At 70.2% G+C, this 17,188-nt stretch carries 16 protein-coding genes; 5 read left to right on the top strand and 11 right to left on the bottom strand.

Going from position 1 to position 17,188, the window contains the following annotated elements; translation table 11 throughout:
• Nucleotides 1-101 precede the first annotated feature (101 nt).
• On the bottom strand, nucleotides 102-1,577 hold the full coding sequence (locus DEI81_RS05160) for a cell wall metabolism sensor histidine kinase WalK (RefSeq protein ID WP_111009455.1): 1,476 nt from the start codon (nucleotides 1,575-1,577) through the stop codon (nucleotides 102-104).
• 48 nt (nucleotides 1,578-1,625) lie between these two features.
• Nucleotides 1,626-2,366, bottom strand: coding sequence for a response regulator transcription factor (locus DEI81_RS05155; protein ID WP_111009454.1), 741 nt, complete (start codon nucleotides 2,364-2,366; stop codon nucleotides 1,626-1,628).
• 199 nt (nucleotides 2,367-2,565) lie between these two features.
• On the opposite strand from DEI81_RS05155, the gene DEI81_RS05150 reads away from it, so the two are divergent.
• The 3 genes from DEI81_RS05150 to DEI81_RS05140 all read left to right on the top strand — a co-directional run bounded on the left by DEI81_RS05150 (nucleotide 2,566) and on the right by DEI81_RS05140 (nucleotide 6,589).
• Entirely contained in the window at nucleotides 2,566-4,080 is a 1,515-nt protein-coding gene (locus DEI81_RS05150; protein WP_181435329.1) for a bifunctional PIG-L family deacetylase/class I SAM-dependent methyltransferase, read from the top strand.
• Between the two features lie 143 nt (nucleotides 4,081-4,223).
• Complete coding sequence (locus DEI81_RS05145; protein ID WP_111009452.1) at nucleotides 4,224-5,783, top strand: ABC transporter permease; 1,560 nt, start codon at nucleotides 4,224-4,226, stop codon at nucleotides 5,781-5,783.
• Nucleotides 5,784-5,914: 131 nt separating this feature from the next.
• Nucleotides 5,915-6,589 carry an ABC transporter ATP-binding protein gene (locus DEI81_RS05140; RefSeq protein ID WP_111009616.1) on the top strand — a complete coding sequence of 225 codons (675 nt, stop codon included), beginning with the start codon at nucleotides 5,915-5,917 and terminating at the stop codon, nucleotides 6,587-6,589.
• A gap of 91 nt (nucleotides 6,590-6,680) precedes the next feature.
• On the opposite strand, the gene DEI81_RS05135 is transcribed toward DEI81_RS05140, so the two are convergent.
• From DEI81_RS05135 to DEI81_RS05110, 6 genes are all read right to left on the bottom strand, one after another.
• Nucleotides 6,681-7,694: a biopolymer transporter Tol gene (locus DEI81_RS05135; RefSeq protein ID WP_111009615.1), complete on the bottom strand. Its 1,014-nt coding sequence runs from the start codon at nucleotides 7,692-7,694 to the stop codon at nucleotides 6,681-6,683.
• Nucleotides 7,695-7,865: 171 nt separating this feature from the next.
• Nucleotides 7,866-8,705, bottom strand: coding sequence for a carbohydrate ABC transporter permease (locus DEI81_RS05130; protein ID WP_111009451.1), 840 nt, complete (start codon nucleotides 8,703-8,705; stop codon nucleotides 7,866-7,868).
• On the bottom strand, nucleotides 8,698-9,693 hold the full coding sequence (locus DEI81_RS05125) for a carbohydrate ABC transporter permease (RefSeq protein WP_111009450.1): 996 nt from the start codon (nucleotides 9,691-9,693) through the stop codon (nucleotides 8,698-8,700). The genes DEI81_RS05130 and DEI81_RS05125 overlap by 8 nt, the downstream gene beginning before the upstream one ends.
• Nucleotides 9,694-9,775: 82 nt before the next feature.
• Nucleotides 9,776-11,092, bottom strand: a complete 1,317-nt coding sequence (locus tag DEI81_RS05120; protein ID WP_111009449.1) for an ABC transporter substrate-binding protein — start codon at nucleotides 11,090-11,092, stop codon at nucleotides 9,776-9,778.
• Between the two features lie 111 nt (nucleotides 11,093-11,203).
• The gene (locus DEI81_RS05115) at nucleotides 11,204-12,319 is read right to left on the bottom strand and encodes a Gfo/Idh/MocA family protein (RefSeq protein ID WP_111009448.1); all 1,116 of its coding nucleotides are present in this window, start codon (nucleotides 12,317-12,319) and stop codon (nucleotides 11,204-11,206) included.
• Nucleotides 12,316-13,062: a sugar phosphate isomerase/epimerase gene (locus DEI81_RS05110; protein WP_111009447.1), complete on the bottom strand. Its 747-nt coding sequence runs from the start codon at nucleotides 13,060-13,062 to the stop codon at nucleotides 12,316-12,318. The genes DEI81_RS05115 and DEI81_RS05110 overlap by 4 nt, the downstream gene beginning before the upstream one ends.
• Before the next feature lie 176 nt (nucleotides 13,063-13,238).
• Here DEI81_RS05110 and DEI81_RS05105 point away from each other — a divergent pair, with 176 nt between their 5' ends.
• Together DEI81_RS05105 and DEI81_RS05100 are read left to right on the top strand one after the other, a co-directional pair.
• Nucleotides 13,239-14,453, top strand: a complete 1,215-nt coding sequence (locus DEI81_RS05105; protein ID WP_111009446.1) for an ROK family transcriptional regulator — start codon at nucleotides 13,239-13,241, stop codon at nucleotides 14,451-14,453.
• A 28-nt stretch (nucleotides 14,454-14,481) separates the two neighbouring features.
• Nucleotides 14,482-15,126, top strand: a complete 645-nt coding sequence (locus DEI81_RS05100; protein ID WP_111009445.1) for a YqaJ viral recombinase family protein — start codon at nucleotides 14,482-14,484, stop codon at nucleotides 15,124-15,126.
• Nucleotides 15,127-15,134: 8 nt separating this feature from the next.
• Here DEI81_RS05100 and DEI81_RS05095 read toward each other — a convergent pair whose 3' ends face one another.
• From DEI81_RS05095 to rplK, 3 genes are all read right to left on the bottom strand, one after another.
• Nucleotides 15,135-15,761: a Pr6Pr family membrane protein gene (locus DEI81_RS05095; protein WP_111009444.1), complete on the bottom strand. Its 627-nt coding sequence runs from the start codon at nucleotides 15,759-15,761 to the stop codon at nucleotides 15,135-15,137.
• Between the two features lie 192 nt (nucleotides 15,762-15,953).
• Entirely contained in the window at nucleotides 15,954-16,646 is a 693-nt protein-coding gene (rplA, locus tag DEI81_RS05090; RefSeq protein ID WP_111009443.1) for a 50S ribosomal protein L1, read from the bottom strand.
• Nucleotides 16,647-16,725: 79 nt separating this feature from the next.
• Nucleotides 16,726-17,157: a 50S ribosomal protein L11 gene (gene rplK, locus DEI81_RS05085; protein WP_111009442.1), complete on the bottom strand. Its 432-nt coding sequence runs from the start codon at nucleotides 17,155-17,157 to the stop codon at nucleotides 16,726-16,728.
• Between the last annotated feature and the right edge of the window lie 31 nt (nucleotides 17,158-17,188).

The following is a 17,188-nucleotide window of genomic DNA, read 5'->3' as shown; positions in this document are numbered from 1 at the left end:
CAGCGACAGTGGGAACTGTGCAGGCACGGCGGCAACCGGCGGTCTTTGGCTTCCGGAAGCGTACCAGTCCCGCCGCAGGGCCACAACCGGCGGACGACCGCTCACGCGCCCGACGCGGCGACTCCCGATCGGCGCAGGTCGTCCGGGCTCGACGGCACCGCCGGCAGACGGACCGTGAACACCGTGTCGCCCGGGACACTCCGGACGGACACGACGCCGCCGTGGGCCTGGACGACCGCGTCGACGATCGCGAGCCCGAGGCCGGTCGATCCGGCGGTCCGGCTCCGCGAGCTGTCGGCACGCGCGAACCGCTCGAACATCTTCGGCAGGAACGCGGGGTCGATTCCCTGTCCTGTGTCGCGGACGGTCAGGTCCACCCCCTCCGGCCCGGTCGCGATCCCGACCGTGATCCGGGTGCCGTCCGGGGTGTGCGTGCGGGCGTTCGTGACGAGGTTGACGACCACCTGGTGCAACCGTGCGGCGTCGCCGAGCACCACGACGGGCTCGTCCGGCACGTCCACGTCGATGAGATGGCCGGGACTGGCGGCGTGTGCGTCGTTCACGGCGTCGAGGACGAGCCCGGTCAGGTCGACGTCGTCGAACTGGATCTCGCGCCCCTCGTCGAGTCGGGCGAGCAGCAGCAGGTCCTCGACCATCCCGGTCATCCGGACGGACTCGGCCTCCACGCGACTCATGGCGTACACGACGTCGTCGGGCAGGTCGACGGACATGCGCCGCGTCAGTTCGGCGTACCCGCGGATGGAGGCCAACGGGGTCCGGAGCTCGTGCGACGCGTCGGCGACGAACTGCCGGACCTTGTCCTCGCTGGCCTCACGGGCACGCATGGCGTCGCCGATGTGGCCGAGCATGCGGTTGAAGGCGGTGCCGACGCGCCCGACCTCGGTCCGCGGGTCGGTGTCCTGCTGCGGCACCCGCACGTCGGCGAGCTGGTCGCCGCGGACGAGGGGCAGGCGCGCGACCGTCGTCGCGGTCTCGGCGACGCGTTCGAGCGGGCGCAGGGAACGGCGGACGGCGTACGTGGCGACGAGGCTCGCGGCGACGAGCGCGACGACCATCACGACGACGACCACCCAGATGAGGTTCCAGATGCTCGCGTAGACCGGGGCCATCGGCAGGCCGACGACGAGCACGCCGTTCGTGGTCGCGACCGCGGCGACCCGGTAGTCACCGACGCTGCCCCCGAGGTGCACGGTCTGCGCCCCGTTCCCCACGGTCGCCTGCGCGAGCGTCTGCGCCTGGCCCGCGGTGAGCTGCTTGATGGAGCCGCTCTCCTGGATGATCGTGCTGAAGACACGGTTCCCGTTGAGGTACACGGCCGTGAGCGTGCCGGCCGCTTGACCCGCCGGTCGGGCGAGATCGTCGGGAGGCGCGCCTCCGAATCCGCCGCCGCCCTGGTTCAGGTGGCTCTGCGCCCGGTCCGTCGCATGTTCGATCTGCGAGTCGATGCTCGTCGTCTGGATGGTCGCGAGCGCGATGATGCTGCCCGCGCCGATCACCGCGCTCACGGCGACGACGAGGGCGACGATGCTGAGCACGAGGCGTCGACGGAGCGTCATGGGTGGAGGTGCCTTCGTCGGGGCGGTCCGGGCGTGGTCACCCGTCGGTCAGGACGTCGGCTTGATGACGTAGCCGACGCCGCGGACCGTGTGGATCATCGGCGTCTCGCCCGCGTCGATCTTCTTGCGCAGGTACGAGATGTAGATCTCGACCACGCTCGACTTGCCACCGAAGTCGTAGCTCCAGACGCGGTCGAGGATCTGTGCCTTCGAGAGCACGCGTCGCGGGTTCCGCATGAGGAAGCGGAGGAGCTCGAACTCGGTGGCGGTGAGTTCGATCGACCGACCGGCACGGTGCACCTCGTACGACTCCTCGTCGAGCACGAGGTCGCCGACGGTGATCGTGGAGTCACCGGCCTCGGCGATGCTGATCTGCGACCGTCGGATCAGTCCGCGGAGCCGCGCCACGACCTCCTCCAGGCTGAACGGCTTCGTGACGTAGTCGTCGCCGCCCGCCGTGAGCCCGCTCACCCGGTCCTCGACGCTGTCCTTCGCGGTGAGGAAGAGGACGGGGGTGTCGTCGTTGTTCTGCCGGAGTCGGTTGAGGACCTGGAGGCCGTCGAGGTCCGGCATCATCACGTCGAGCACCATCGCGTCCGGCCGGAACTCGCGGGCCTTGGCCAGGGCGTCCTGACCGCCGTTCGCGCTCGTGACGTCCCACCCCTCGTACCGCAGGGCCATGGAGAGCAGGTCGGTCAGGCTGGACTCGTCGTCGACGACGAGGATGCGCAACGGCGAGCCGTCGGCACGGGTGAGACGGGGAGCGGCTGAGGGCTGGGAGATGGTCACGTCTTCCGAGTATCTGGACTCGCCTATGAGCGGTCTGAGGAGGACCGGAGGACCGCCTGTGGATGCGATGGCGTCGGCATCCCCGACATCTGTCGGGCGGCGGCGCAGCCGCTCCTCCGTGCGTACGGTGGCAGGGTGCTCCACCCGACCGCCGCGCCGTCCGCGCACCACCCGTCCGACACGACCGAGGAGGACTGACATGGTGAGCTTCGACCACCGGGAGCCCGGCACCGACCCCGCGTCGTGGACGACGTTCCTCGCGGAGCGGACGACGGAGCGGCTCGACCTCGACGGGATCGCGTCGGTCGTGGTGCTCGCACCCCACCCGGACGACGAGACCCTCGCCGCCGGGGGGCTGCTGGCGACGGCCGCCGAACTCGGGTTGCCGGCACGGGTCCTGCTCGCCACGCGCGGCGAGCGGTCGCACCCGGACTCCCCGACGACCACGCCCGAGCGGCTCGCCGCGCTCCGCGAGTCCGAGTTCGCGACGGCGCTCCAGGTGCTCCAGGCGGACATCCGCGCCACCCGCGTCCGCCTGCCGGACGGCGAGCTCCGCGAGCACCGCTCGACGCTGCGTGACGCGCTCGACCACGTCCTCGCGGGCATGCCGACCCCGACCCTCCTCGCGGCGCCGTGGACGGGTGACGGTGACCGCGACCACCGCGCCGCGGGCGAGGTGGCCGAGGAGGCCGCCGCCGCCCACGACGGCGTGACGCTCGTCGAGTACCCGATCTGGATGTGGCACTGGGACGACCCCGCGTCGGCGAGCGGTCCGTGGGACCGTGTCACGGCCCTCCCGGTCCCGCCCGCGCTGCGTGAGCGGAAGTTCATCGCGCTCACGATGTACGCATCGCAGGTCGGCGCCCTCTCGGACGCCCCGGGCGACGAGGCGATCGTCGACCTCCGTCACCTCGAGCACTTCACGCGCGCGGAGGAGGTCTTCTTCCGCATCGCCGCCACCGAGCGGCCGAGCATCGAGGAGCCCGGAACGACGGCAGCACCCGCTGGGGAGGACTCCAGGACGACGGCAGCACCCGCCGAGGAGGACCCCAGGACGCCCCCCGCACCGGGCGGGGGCGACCCCGGACCGGTGGACCAGCCGTCGCCGGACGGGTCCGGCTCGCGGACCCGCGCGTCCTCCGAGGCGCACTCCGCGCGCCGACCGGACGGCCGGGACTTCGAGCACGACTGGTACGAGCGCCGGAAGCGGGCCGTCACGATGGCGGCGCTCCCGCGGGAGCGCTGGCGGTCCGCGCTCGAGATCGGCTGCGCGACGGGGTTCCTCACCCGTGAGCTCACGGAGCGGACGGACGCGGTGCTCGGCGTCGACATGGCCCGGGCACCCCTCGAGCAGGCCCGCCGCACGGCACCGCGCGCGACGTTCCTCCGCATGACCGTCCCCCAGGAGTGGCCGGACGGGCGCTTCGACCTCGTCGTGCTGTCCGAGGTCGGCCACGACCTGAGCGCCGCCGACCTCGGAACGACGGTCGAGCGGGTGTTCCGGTCCCTCGACCCGGACGGGGTCCTCGTCGCATGCCACTGGCGCCACCCGATCGGCGACGCTGCGCTCGACGGCGACGCCGTGCACGCCCGCCTCCGCGCGCGCTGGCCCCGGTCACCGCTCGTGCACCACGAGGAGGACGACTTCGTCCTCGACGTGTTCCCCGGCCCGGCCGTCCCCTCGGTCGCGCAGGCGTCCGGTCTCGTCGGGTGAGGTGCTGAGCCGAGGTCGCCCGCACTGGGGAACCCCATAGGAGCGGGCAACACCGCGCACAGCACCCCTCCCTACGGTCTCCTCGTCGGCCCCGTCCTGCGACAGCATGACGGTGTTCCCCGCCGACCCCTGCGAGGAGAACCATGTTCCTGACCTACCTCAGGCGCGAGCTCACGAACCGCAAGAAGCAGACCGTGATCATCGCGATCGGGATGGCGTTGGCCATCGCGCTCGTGATCATCGTGTCGTCGATCTCGAGCGGCGTGAAGGCAGCGCAGTCCAGCGTGTTGCAGTCCGTGTACGGCGTCGGCACCGACATCACGGTCACGCAGACCGCGAGCGCCACCACGGACGGCGGCCGCCCGAGTTTCGGCTTCGGCCAGAGCGGCGGTGCCACCGGCAGCGACGGCACCACGAAGCTGTCGAAGTCGCGGCTGTCGGTCACCCGCGGCACCACCGCCATGTCGGACAGCACCGTGAAGACCGTCACCTCGACCTCAGGCGTCTCCGCCGCGTCCGGTGTCCTCAACCTCACGAACAGCACCTTCTCCGGCTCGATCACGCAGCAGCCGGGATCGTCCTCGGGCTCGTCGGGCACCGGTACGGGAACGGGCACCCGTGAGGCTCCCACCGGCGGCGAGGGCGGCGGTTTCGGCGGCGGGAACTTCAGCGTCGACGAGTTCACGGTCACGGGCATCCCGACCGGCAGCAGCACGGTCGGCCCGCTGACGAGCGCGAAGCTCACGAAGGGCCGGGCGCTCACGGCCTCGGACGCCGGCAAGGACGTCGTCGTGCTCGACAAGACGTACGCCAAGAGCCAGTCGAAGACCGTCGGCGACACCATCTCGATCGGCGACACGACGTTCACCGTGGTCGGCATCGTGGCGTCCACGTCGTCCGACTCCGCGACCGCGTCGGATTCGTACATCCCGCTCGACACCGCACAGAAGCTCTCGAGCGAGACCGGCAAGGTCACCACGATCTACGTCTCCGCGACGTCGTCCTCGGACGTCAGCAGCATCAAGACCGCGCTCGAGAAGCAGCTCACCAAGGCGACCGTCTCCACCGAGGCCGACCTCGCATCGAGCGTGTCCGGGTCCCTCTCGACCGCGTCGAGCCTCGTGTCGAACCTCGGCACCTGGCTGTCGATCGTGGTCCTCGCCGCCGCGTTCCTCATCGCCATCCTGTTCACGATCTCCGGCGTGAGCCGCCGCACCCGCGAGTTCGGCACCCTGAAGGCCATCGGCTGGTCCAACGGCCGCATCACCCGGCAGGTCGCCGGGGAGTCGTTCGTCCAGGGCATCATCGGCGGCGTCGTCGGAGCCGTCGCGGGCCTGGTCGGCATCCTCGTCATCAACGTCATCGCTCCCACCATCTCCGCCAGCGCCTCCAGCACCGGCACGAACGGGGCCCGTGGCGGCGCCGGCACCGGCGGCGGGTTCCCCGGGGCCGCCGCAACCGGCGCGGCGAACGCCGGCACGAGCGGATCCGGTGCGACCTCGGGTGGGTTCGGCGGGGCGGGGGGCTTCGGCGGCGGACAGACGGCCTCGACCACCGACGTCGTGCTGCACGCCCCCGTCACCGTCGAGATCATCCTCGTCGCGATCGGTCTGGCGATCCTCGGCGGGCTGCTCGCCGGTGTCCTCGGCGGCTGGCGGGCCTCCCGGCTCCGCCCGGCAGAAGCACTCCGGAGCGTCGCCTGATGCCCACCGACACGTCCTCGAACCCCTCTCGGATCCCGAGCGCCACCCACCAGTCAGGAGCACCGATGTCCACCACGGACCGCGTCTCGACCATCGCACCCGCCGCAGCACCGGCCAGCGGGAACCGCCCCATGTACCAGCTGAGCGGCGTCGGCAAGACCTACGCCCAGAAGAACAAGAAGGTCACCGCCCTGGCCGGGGTCGACCTCGAGATCCCGACCGGCCAGCTCGTCGCGATCCAGGGGCCGACCGGCGGCGGCAAGTCGACGCTGCTGCAGATGCTCGGCGCGCTCGACCGACCCACGTCCGGGTCCGTCGTGCTCGGCGACCGGGACATCGCCGAGCTCGGCGACGGCGCCCTCACCGAGATCCGGGCATCCGAGATCGGGTTCGTGTTCCAGTCCTTCAACCTCATCCCGACGCTGACCGCTCGCGAGAACGTCGAGACGGCGTTCGCGGGGTCGCTCGCCCGGTCGTCACGTGACGAGATCACCCGGAGCGCGACCGCGGCGCTCGAGTCGGTCGGACTGGGCGAGCGCCTCGAGCACCTGCCCGCCGAGCTGTCCGGCGGCCAGCAGCAGCGTGTCGCGATCGCCCGGGCGCTGGTCAAGAACCCGAAGGTGCTCCTGGCGGACGAACCGACGGGGGCACTCGACGAGGGCACCCGTGACGAGATCATATCGATCATTGAGGGTCAGTGGAAGGACCGCGGCCTGACGGTCGTCATCGTGACGCACGACTCGTGGGTCGCCCGCCGCGCCGAGCGCCGTCTGCACATCAAGAACGGCCAGGTGCGCGACATCTGACCGTCCCGCACGCACGGCATCTGCGCCGACATCGCACGACACGCCGCTTCCCCACCACGGGAGGCGGCGTGTCGTGCGATCTCGACGCGGGTCAGTCGACTGGGTAGTCGCAGTAGGCGAACCACGTCGAGCTCGGCGCCCACGGCGGCACGTTCACCGTTCCCTGGCCACCCTGCGTCACCGCGACGGTCCGCGGAGCCTCGGTCGTGGTCCCGAGCACGGCGTCGCCGGGGAGCATCCGGAGTTCGACGTCGCGGTCGGCCGGGTGCCCCTGGGTGCCCGTCGGGTACGCCAGGTACAGCAGGTGCCGGCCGTCCGGGGACGGGTGGGGGAACCAGTTCACCCGCTCGTCGTGCGTCAGTTGCTCGGCTCGTTCCGTCAGCGCCGGGCGCTCCGCGATGCTGTCCGGTACCCCGTCGAGTCGCAACCGTGTCAGCTGCGCGTGCCCGGGCTCGGACTCCCATCGTTCGGAGTTCCAGAGCAGGGCGGACCCGTCCGGGGCGAACACCACGCCGTCGTCGGCGTGCTCGTCGCGCGTCACGAACGTCGGTTCGCCGGTCGCCGGGTCCACGAGCGCGACGTCCGTCGACCACACGCCGTCGTCCGACAGCTCGCCGACGATCGCCGCGAGCGAGGACCCGTCGGGCGCGATGCCGTGCAGGTAGAACTTCCGGCGGACCGGCGCGGCGGCGGCGTCGGTGATCCGCTCGGCGGGCTCGGCCGCGGTGCCCTCGGGCAGTGCGACGCGGTAGAGGTCGCCGTCGCGGGCGGAGACCACGATCGAGGTGCCGGACGGATCGAGCACGTGGTCGTTGTTGATCTCCGGGACACCGTCCATCGGCACCCGCACCAGGTCGTTCTCGTCGAGGACCACGCCGGTCCGCGGCACGGGGAGCGTGAAGAGGTCGCCGTCGCCGTTGAGCACGAGCCGTTCGTCCGAGGTCCCCGCCCGGTCGATCCACACGTTCGGCGCCTCGACGAGCACGCGGTCGCTCACGAACACGACGCGGTCCTCGCCGGTCGTCACGTCGACCACGTGCACCCGGCTCGTCTGTCCGGGCCGCAACTGCCGCCCGCGCGGCTCACTCGTGCTGTCGTCGCTCATGGTCTCCATCCTCTCCTGGTCCGCCGCCGTCCGCCGGTCGCTCGGACGCGCCGTGCGGAGACAGGTGGGCCTGTCCCGCCGGCTCCGGACCGTCGCGCCAGCGACGGGCGACCGTGCCGGGAGGGACGGTGCGGGTCCGACCAGCACCGTCCCTCCCGGAGTGGCTCGTCCCTACTTGACGGCGCCTGCGGTCAGACCGGCGACGAACTGCCGCTGGACGATGAGGAACGCGACGACGACCGGGATGCTGACCACGAGCGAGGCGGCCATGATCTGGTTCCAGTACACGTTCGTCTGGGTCGAGTACTGCTGCAGGCCCACGGCGAGGGTCTGCGAGTTCCCGTTCGTCAGGACGGACGCGAACAGCACCTCACCCCAGCTCGTCATGAACGAGTAGATCGCGACGGCCACGATGCCCGGTCGCGCGGCCGGCAGGATCACCCGGAACAACGCCCCGAGCGGACCCGACCCGTCCACCATGGCGGCCTCGTCGAGATCGCGCGGAATGGTCTCGAAGTAGCCGGCGAGCATCCAGATCGAGAACGGCAGCACGAACGTCAGGTACGTGATGATCAGGCCGAGCTGGGTGCCGACGAGCTGGATGCCGAGCAGCTGGTCCAGGTTGACGAAGATGAGGTACAGCGGCAGCAGGAACAGCACGCCGGGGAACATCTGGGTCGCCAGGATCGAGGTGGTGAACGTGCTGCGACCGCGGAACGTCCACCGCGACACCGCGTACGCGGCGAAGATCGCGATGACGAGCGAGAACAGCGTCGCGATCGAGCAGACGACCAGGCTGTTCACGAAGTAGGTCGCCAGCGGCACCGTGGTCCAGATGTCGATGAACGGCTGGAAGGTGAGGTGTGTCGGGATCCACGTGAACGCGCCCTGCACGTCACCGAGCGGCTTGAGGGCCGAGGTGATCATGACGTACAGGGGCACGATCGTGAAGATCGACAGCAGGACGATGACGATGACGCGGAACGTCTTGGAGCCAGTTGTCTCACGCACGCTGGGACCTCCGGTTGGTGAAGAGCAGGTAGGCGCTCGTGACGATGAGCAGGAACAGCAGCAGCAGCACGCTCATCGCGGCGCCGGAGCCGAAGTTCCACGTGATGAACGAGGCGTTGTAGATGTGGAACGAGATGAGGTCCGCGGCCGGCGGCTGCGCGGTCGAGCCGAACAGCACGTAGGGCGTGTTGAAGTCGTTGAAGGTCCAGAGGAACATCACGAGGACCAGGGTGACGTTGACCGACCGCACCATCGGCAGGGTGATGCTGCGCCACTGCCGGAACGGCTTGGCGCCGTCCACCGAGCTCGCCTCGTAGACGTCCTGCGGGATCGACTGCAGGCCTGCCATGAGCATGAGGAACGCGAACGGCCACAGCCGCCAGATGGCGACGATCACGATCGCGACGAACGCGTTGTTGCCGATCAGCCAGAACGGACCGTGCGCCATGAGGTGCAGCTGGTCGACGAGGATGTGGTTGATCGCGCCGGTGTCGCGCTGGAACATGAACTTCCAGGCGATGATGCCGGCGTAGAGGGGCAGCGCGTAGGGCACCAGGAACAGCGTGCGGAACAGGGAGCGTCCGCGGAACTCGCGCTGCAGGGCGACCGCCGCGGCCATGCCGAGGACCCACGCGAACCCGACCACCAGGACGGTGAACCCGCACGTGACCAGGAACGAGTTGAGCAGGCTCTTGCCGATCGCCTGGTTGAAGTCGAGCGCGACGCTGTAGTTGTGCAGGCCCGCCCACGGTGCGCTCGACCAGTTGGCGATGAAGTACTTGGTGAGCTGGACGAGGCTGATCCAGATGCCCGTGAGCATCGGGACGATGTGGATGAGCAGCTCGAACAGGATCGCGGGAGCCAGGAGCACGTACGGCAGCCACTGCCCGTGACGGCGCCGCTTGGGCGGCTTGTTCGCGAGCGTGGACCGTGAGTCGGTCGTCAGCTCCGCAGCTCGGGACGACTCGGGGAGGACCGTCGTTGACATGTGGAACACCTTCCGGCGGGTGCAGGGATGGGAAGGGGCGGCGCCCCGGGCGATGGCACCATCACCCGGGGCGCCGTCGGGATCAGCCGTTGGCCTGGGACACCTGGTCCTGCGCGGTCTGCAGTGCCGACTTGATCTGGCTGGTCGACACCGTGCTGCCGGTGGCGATCTTGGCGAACATGTCGTTCATCGACTTGCCCACGGTGGACTCGAACTGGTCCTCGGCCGGCACCAGCGGCAGCGGCTTCGCCATCGTGTTGTAGATGTTGAGGAACGTCTTCGTCTCGGCGGACAGGTCCGTCGCGTTCGCGGCGCTCTTGAGCACCGGCAGGGCCGCGTACGGCTTGTCGAGGGTCGCCTGGGTGCTCTCGCTCGTCATGAACTTGACGAACTTGAGCGCGCCGTCCTTGTTCTTCGTGTTCTTGAAGATGGACAGGTTGATGCCGGCCGGGAAGCTCGCGATCTGCTTCGCACCCGTCGGCGCCGGGAAGGGCACCACACCGTACTTGTCGGCGGACATGCCGTTCGACTGGATGGTGGCGTCGGCGTTGTTCTGGTTGAGGATCATCGCCGCCTTGCCCTTGGCGAAGTCCGACGTCGACTGCGTCGCGTTGTCGTACTGGGCGTTCGAGGTGTTCACGGCCTTCTGGGTCTGCATCAGGTCGAGGTACCGCTTGATGCCGTTGACGTTCGCGGTCGAGGTGAACGTCGGGTCACCCTTGCTGTTGAACCACTGGCCACCGTTCTGCGCCGAGTTGATGAACGCGAAGTGCGCGTTCTCGGTGTAGGAACCCGCCGCGAGGGAGAACCCGTACTGACCCTTGGCCGGGTCGGTGAGCTTCTGCGCGTCGCTCGTCAGCTCCTCCCACGTCGTCGGCGGCTTGAGACCGGCGGCGGCGAACATGGCCTTGTTGTAGAAGAGGCCGTAGGCGAGGCCGTAGAGCGGGACGCTCGTCACGGTCTTGCCGGGGGCGCCACCGGTGGACAGCGGCACCTTGCCGAACTTGTCCGAGCCGCCGATCGCCTTCATCGCCGAGCTGTCGAACGGCATGAACGCGCCGGTGGCCTGGAGCGAGGTCGCCCAGGTGTTGCCGATGTTGACCACGTCCGGGCCCTGGCCACTCGTGACCGCGGTCTGGATCTTGTTCTGCAGGTCGTTCCACCCGATGACCTGGAGGTTCACCTTGATCCCGGTCTGCTTGGTGAACTTGGCCAGCTCCGGCGTGAGCACCTCCTTGTCGTTCTGGAGGCTCGTGCCCTGGTTGCTCGCCCAGTAGGTGAGCGTCTTGCCGTCGCTGCTGGAGGATCCGGATGAACCGGAGGAGGAACAGGCCGCGAGGCCCGTGACCATCAGTGCGCCTGCGGCGGCGACGGCCAGTGCGCGGAATGTGGTGCGCATGACTCTCTGCTTTCTCGTCGTTGAGTGGGAGGTGCTATCGGGAAGGGAAAGGAAGGGAAACGGAAGTTCGGGGGCCCGCGCGGCCGTTGGTTTCGGCCGCGCGGGTCGGGGTCAGGCGAGCGTCGACGCCGCGGGGTCGAAGTCCTCGGGGAGGACGGGACTCGAGGACACCGTGCTCTCGACGCGGACGGGGCCGTGCTGCTCGGCGGCCTCGGCGATCGAGACCATGACGTCGAGCACGTGGAACGCCAGCGCACCGGGGACGCGTTCCGGCACGTCGGCGCGGATCGCGCGAGCGAGCTCGACGACGCCGGTCCCCCGCGTGTAGGTCGACCCCGTGGCGGGGATGACCTCGGGCTCCTCGGAGCCGGCGGTCCAGAGCTTCGTGTCCCCGTCGAACATGTTCGGGTCGGGGAACACCACGGTGCCCGTCTCGCCCGAGACCTCGACGAACCCGGCACGCGGCTGGGCCGACTCGAAGCTGAAGATGCTCTGCGCGCTGCCACCGTTCTCGAACTCGATGAGCGCCGAGTAGTGCGTCGGGACCTCGACCGGGAACTCCGTGCCGGCCTTCGGCCCGGACCCGATCACACGGGTGGCGCGGGCCTTCGACGCGGTTGCGCTCACCTGCGCGACCGGGCCGAACACCTGGACGAGCGTCGTGAGGTAGTACGGGCCGATGTCGAACAGCGGGCCACCGCCGAACGCGAACAGGAACTCGGGGCTCGGGTGCCAGGACTCGGGGCCGGGGCTCTGCATGATCGTCAACGCGTTGAGGGGCGTGCCGATCGCGCCACCGGCGATGGTGCGGAGGGACGTCTGGAGCCCGGCGCCGAGGAACGTGTCCGGCGCGACGCACACGCGCTTGCCCGCGGCGTGGGCCGCCTCGACGAGGGCGCGGCCGCTCTCGCGGTCGAGGGCGTACGGCTTCTCGCCCCAGACGTGCTTGCCGGCCTCGAGTGCCTTGGTGGCGACCTCGACGTGGGCGGCGGGGATGGTCAGGTTCACGACGATCTCGATGTCGTCGATGGCGAGGAGCTCATCGACCGTGCCGGAGCCGGGGACGTTCCACTTCTCGGCCTGTGCCGCCGCACGCGGCAGGTCGATGTCCGCGATGAACAGGACCTCGAGGTCGGGGAAGACGGTGAGGTTGGAGAGGTACTGGTCGCTGATCACGCCGGCGCCGATGACGCCGACGCCGACCCGGCCGGTGCGTGCGGCGCTCATGCCTGGACCCCCGTGAGGAAGGCGTGGCTGTCGGCGACGGCCTGGAACACGTCGCCCTCGTGGTCGTCGAGTTCGATGACCTGCTGGGCCTGCGGCGCCGCGGCGATGATCTCGCGGACGGGCATGATGCCGTTGCCGACCGCGACCTGGGCCTTGTCGTTCTTCGTCCCGTCACCGTCCTTGACGTGCAGGAACCGGACCTTGTCACCGAGCTTGCCGAGGATCTCGACCGCGGAGTCACCCCCGACCTGGCACCAGTACGTGTCGAGCTCGAGCACGACGTCGTCGTGCAGGGCGTTCGCGAACACCTCGTAGGCGGAGACGCCGTCGATGCGGTGCTCGAACTCGAACGCGTGGTTGTGGTACCCGAGGGCCAACCCGTGGTCCGCTGCCCGTGCGGCGACGGCTCCGAGCTCGCGGGCGATCGCCTCGACGTCCTCGCGGGTGGTCCAGCGCGCCTCGTCGATGTGCGGGTCGATGAGCGTGGTGAGGCCGACGGTGACGCTCGCGCTGAGGATGCGGTCGAGGTCGAGGCCGGCGTCGCCGAGGAGGCGAGCGTGACCGCTCGGCGCGGTGAGGCCCGTGGCCTGCAGCGCCTCGGCGTACTCGTCCGCGCGGTCGACGTAGCCGGCGAGCTCGACGTTCGTGAACCCGATGTCGGCGATGCGCCGCAGGGTTCCGGGTAGATCGGTCGCGATGGCGTCCCGGACGGTGTAGAGCTGGACCGAAAGCGGTGGGGTCACCTGGTTCTCCTCGTCGAGTGGTGCGGTACCGGCCTGTGTCGGTCCTCCTCCGAGAGGGGCGCCGGCGCTGGCCGCAGGTCACACTACGAGCACTTCTGCCGAGCGTCAAGCAGAAGTCCCATGTCGCTCGGCGATCTTGCTTGCTGCCGCCGTCGTTAGTGTGGTTCACTCCGACCATGGTCGATCTGACGCGTGCGGCAGCGCCGCCCACCGTCGGGGCGAGTGAGCTGTTCCAGATCCTGCGGGACGGCGTCCCCCGTACCCGCGCCGAACTCGCCGCCCGCACCGGGCTGTCCCGCTCGACCGTCAGCGTGCGCCTCGACGCGCTCGTCGAGGTCGGCCTCGTCGGCCCGCTCGACACGGCTGTCTCGACGGGCGGACGGCCACCCGCGCAGATCGCACTCCGACCGACCGCGCGGGTCGTCGCCGCCGCCGACCTCGGTGCCTCCCACGGGCGTGTCGCGCTGACCGACCTCATGGGCAACCGCCTCGCGATGGACGAGGCCCGCATCGACATCGCCGAGGGGCCCGTCCCGATCCTCGAGTGGCTCGTCGGGCGCCTGGACCTGCTGCTCGACCGGATCGGTCGCCGCCGCGAGGACGTCGTCGCCATCGGGATCGGTCTGCCGGGCCCGGTCGAGTTCTCCACCGGACGCCCCGCCAATCCGCCGATCATGCGCGGCTGGGACGGCTTCGACGTCCCCGGATGGGTGCGCCAGCACATCGACACCCACGTGCTCGTCGACAACGACGTCAACATCGCGGCGCTCGGCGAACGGGAGCACGCGTGGCCGGACGTCGACCACATGATGTTCGTCAAGGTCGCCACCGGTATCGGCTCCGGCATCGTGTCCGAGGGCCGCCTCCAGCGTGGCGCACAGGGCACCGCCGGCGACATCGGGCACGTCCGCGTCGCCCGCGCGGGCGAGGTCCCCTGCCACTGCGGCAACACGGGCTGCCTGGAGGCCGTCGCCTCCGGTCCGGCCATCGCCCGCGCGCTGCGCGCGAAGGGCCACGACGTCACGTCGAGCGAGGACATCCTCGCGCTCGTCGCCCGCGCGGACATCGACGCGATCGGCGCCGTCCGGCAGGCCGGCCGCGACATCGGCGAGGTCCTCGCCACGTGCGTCTCGCTCATGAACCCGGCCGTCATCGCGCTCGGCGGGTCGATGGCGCAGGCGGGGGAACACCTGCTGGCCGGCGTGCGCGAGGTCGTCTACTCCCGATCCATGCCGCTCGCGACCTCGCACCTGGTCATCGCGCAGTCCCGCGCGGGCTCCGCCGCCGCGTTGCACGGCGCGTCCGCCCTGGCGATCGACTACGCGCTCTCCCCCGCCGGGATCGACGAGATGGTGGCCGTGGGCGAGGATCGCCGCCTCGTGTCCTCCTGACCGTCCCGGCGCGAGGGACAATGGTCGCGTGACCATCGTGCAGCCGACGCTCTCCCTCTGGGACGACGACGACGCGCACGACCGGTTCACGGTCCTCCGCGAACACACCGCGCGCATCCTGGCCGACGCGACCGACCGCGTCGGCTGGCTCCGTGCCCGCGCGGCCGGGATCACCGCGACCGACGTCGCCCGGCTCGCGTCCCTCCACGCCGTGGAGGCCGTGGTCGCCGACAAGCGCTACGGCTCACGGTTCTCGGGCAACGCGTTCACGGACCACGGTCGCGAACGCGAACCGGTGATCGCCGCCTGGGTCGCCGCCACGCACGGCATCGAGCCGTCGAGCGCCCTGTTCCACGCCCGCACGAACCGAGCCCACCTCGCCACACCGGACGGCGTCGGACACGATCACCAGGGTCGTCTGGTGCTCGCCGAGATCAAGACGACGTCGACGGGCTGGCGTCGGATCCCCCGCCACTACCTGCGGCAGATCTGGTGGCAGCAGTACGTGCTCGGCGCTGAGCGCACGCTGTTCGTGTGGGAACGACACGACGACTTCGTGCCCGTCGCCGACGAGCCCGAGTGCCGCTGGGTGGATCGCGACGACGACCAGATCCGCGGGCTCGTCGAACTCGCCGACCTCGTGCTCGACCGCCTCCGCGTCGCCCGGAGCTGACGCCGGGGCTACCGCCGCTCGACGCGGAGGAGCCGCACCCGCGCCACCCGCGCGACGACGATGCCGATGAGGGTGATGAACACCCCGATCGCCACACATGCGATCGCCACGACGCCGTAGCCCTGCCGCGGATCGAGGAACGGGTACGGCACCCAGCCGTCGGTGCCGCCCCGGACGAGGACCACGCCGAGCCAGACCGCGGGGTAGACGAGGAACCACGGAACGCGCCGCAGCGAGATCGGACGTCGGTCGTCGACGAAGAGCCAGTCGAGTGCCAGGTAGAGCGGCACCCAGCGGTGCAGGACGTCGTTCGACCAGGCGAGCCCGAACGCGCCGAGCGGGACGTGCACGAGGAGGGTGTTGTACACGACGCCCGTCGTGGCCATGTACGTCGTGGCAGCGGCGCGCACGAACGTCAACCGGCTCGTCGACCGTCCACGCGCGGCGAGCACCACGACCGCGACGAGCACCACCGCGGCCACGCAGTTCGACTGGATGGTGAAGTACCCGAAGAAGTCCCACGGTCGGAACACGTCCCCGCGCACGAGCACCACGAGCTGCCCCACCACCGCGGTCACGATCGCGATCGCGACGACGAGCCGGACGGCGGACACGACGGTGAGGCTGGTGCGCACGTGGCTCACAGTAGTGGCCCCGGCTGCTGCACCGTGCCTCCCGACAGCTGCCTGTGGACGTCTGCCGAGCGCGGGCGGTGCTGTGGGCGGACGGTCCCTGTCGCGGATGGTCCCCGGTGGCTCGGACGGCGCAGGAACGCCGAACGGCCCACACCGCGTGCAGCGGTGTGGGCCGTTCGGGTCCTCCGGGACTCAGCCGATCGCGTTGACGTCGAGCGGGATGCCCGGGCCGAACGTCGTCGAGATGGCGCCCTTCGTGATGTAGCGGCCCTTCGAGGCGCTCGGCTTGAGGCGGACGACCTCGTCGAGCGCGGCGGTGAGGTTCTCGTTCAGCTGCTCCGGCGTGAACGAGGCCTTGCCGACGACGAAGTGCACGTTTGCGTGCTTGTCGACGCGGAACTCGATCTTGCCGCCCTTGATGTCGTTCACCGCACCCGCGACGTTCGGGGTGACGGTGCCCGTGCGGGGGTTCGGCATGAGACCACGCGGGCCGAGGACGCGGCCGAGACGACCGACCTTGCCCATGAGTTCCGGCGTCGCGACGGCCGCGTCGAACGAGGTGTAGCCGCCGGCCACCTTCTCGATGAGCTCGTCGCCACCGACCTCGTCGGCACCCGCGGCGATGGCGGCCTCGGCCGCCGCACCCGTCGCGAAGACGATGACCCGGGCGGTCTTGCCGGTGCCGTGCGGGAGGATGACGGTGCCGCGCACCATCTGGTCCGCCTTGCGGGGGTCGACGCCGAGCTTCAGCGCGACCTCGACGGTCGAGTCGAACCTGCTCGAGCCGGTCTCGCGCGCGATGTCGACGGCCTCGGACGGGGTGTAGTACCGGTCGGCCTCGATCTTCGCGGCCGCGGCCCGGTAGGCCTTGGAATTCTTCGCCATGGTGGTTCTCCTAGTCGAGAGTGTGGTTGACGAGCCTGGCGAGGCTCTCCCACGGGGGTGTCGGAAGGGGTGCGGGGCCTCAGGCCTCGACGGTGATGCCCATGGAGCGGGCGGTGCCGGCGATGATCTTCGCCGCGGCGTCGACGTCGTTGGCGTTGAGGTCGGCCTGCTTCGTCTCGGCGATCTGACGGACCTGGTCCATCGAGATGCGCGCGACCTTGACCGTGTGCGGGGTCGCGGACCCCTTCTGGATCCCGGCGGCCTTCTTGATGAGCTCGGCGGCCGGCGGGGTCTTGAGGACGAACGTGAACGAGCGGTCCTCGTACACGGTGATCTCGACCGGGACGACGTTGCCGCGCTGGGACTCGGTCGCCGCGTTGTAGGCCTTGCAGAACTCCATGATGTTCACGCCGTGCTGACCGAGCGCGGGACCGATCGGCGGGGCGGGGTTGGCCGCGCCGGCGTTGATCTGCAGCTTGATCAGGCCCGTGACCTTCTTCTTCGGAGCCATGTCTCTTCCTTCTCCTGGGTTCGAACGCACG

Origin of the sequence: Curtobacterium sp. MCBD17_013, assembly GCF_003234565.1 — a bacterium.
Taxonomy (GTDB): Bacteria; Actinomycetota; Actinomycetes; order Actinomycetales; family Microbacteriaceae; genus Curtobacterium.
The sequence above is the reverse complement of the archived record's forward strand: the minus strand, read 5'-3'. Positions and strand labels throughout refer to the sequence as shown.

Coding starts and splice junctions, on each gene's coding strand:
- DEI81_RS05120 (WP_111009449.1), bottom strand. CDS start 11,092: ATGCGCACCACATTCCGCGCACTGGCCGTCGCCGCCGCAGGCGCACTG.
- DEI81_RS05150 (WP_181435329.1), top strand. CDS start 2,566: ATGGTGAGCTTCGACCACCGGGAGCCCGGCACCGACCCCGCGTCGTGG.
- DEI81_RS05125 (WP_111009450.1), bottom strand. CDS start 9,693: ATGTCAACGACGGTCCTCCCCGAGTCGTCCCGAGCTGCGGAGCTGACG.
- rplA (WP_111009443.1), bottom strand. CDS start 16,646: ATGGCGAAGAATTCCAAGGCCTACCGGGCCGCGGCCGCGAAGATCGAG.
- DEI81_RS05160 (WP_111009455.1), bottom strand. CDS start 1,577: ATGACGCTCCGTCGACGCCTCGTGCTCAGCATCGTCGCCCTCGTCGTC.
- DEI81_RS05140 (WP_111009616.1), top strand. CDS start 5,915: ATGTACCAGCTGAGCGGCGTCGGCAAGACCTACGCCCAGAAGAACAAG.
- DEI81_RS05115 (WP_111009448.1), bottom strand. CDS start 12,319: ATGAGCGCCGCACGCACCGGCCGGGTCGGCGTCGGCGTCATCGGCGCC.
- DEI81_RS05135 (WP_111009615.1), bottom strand. CDS start 7,694: ATGAGCGACGACAGCACGAGTGAGCCGCGCGGGCGGCAGTTGCGGCCC.
- DEI81_RS05105 (WP_111009446.1), top strand. CDS start 13,239: ATGGTCGATCTGACGCGTGCGGCAGCGCCGCCCACCGTCGGGGCGAGT.
- rplK (WP_111009442.1), bottom strand. CDS start 17,157: ATGGCTCCGAAGAAGAAGGTCACGGGCCTGATCAAGCTGCAGATCAAC.
- DEI81_RS05145 (WP_111009452.1), top strand. CDS start 4,224: ATGTTCCTGACCTACCTCAGGCGCGAGCTCACGAACCGCAAGAAGCAG.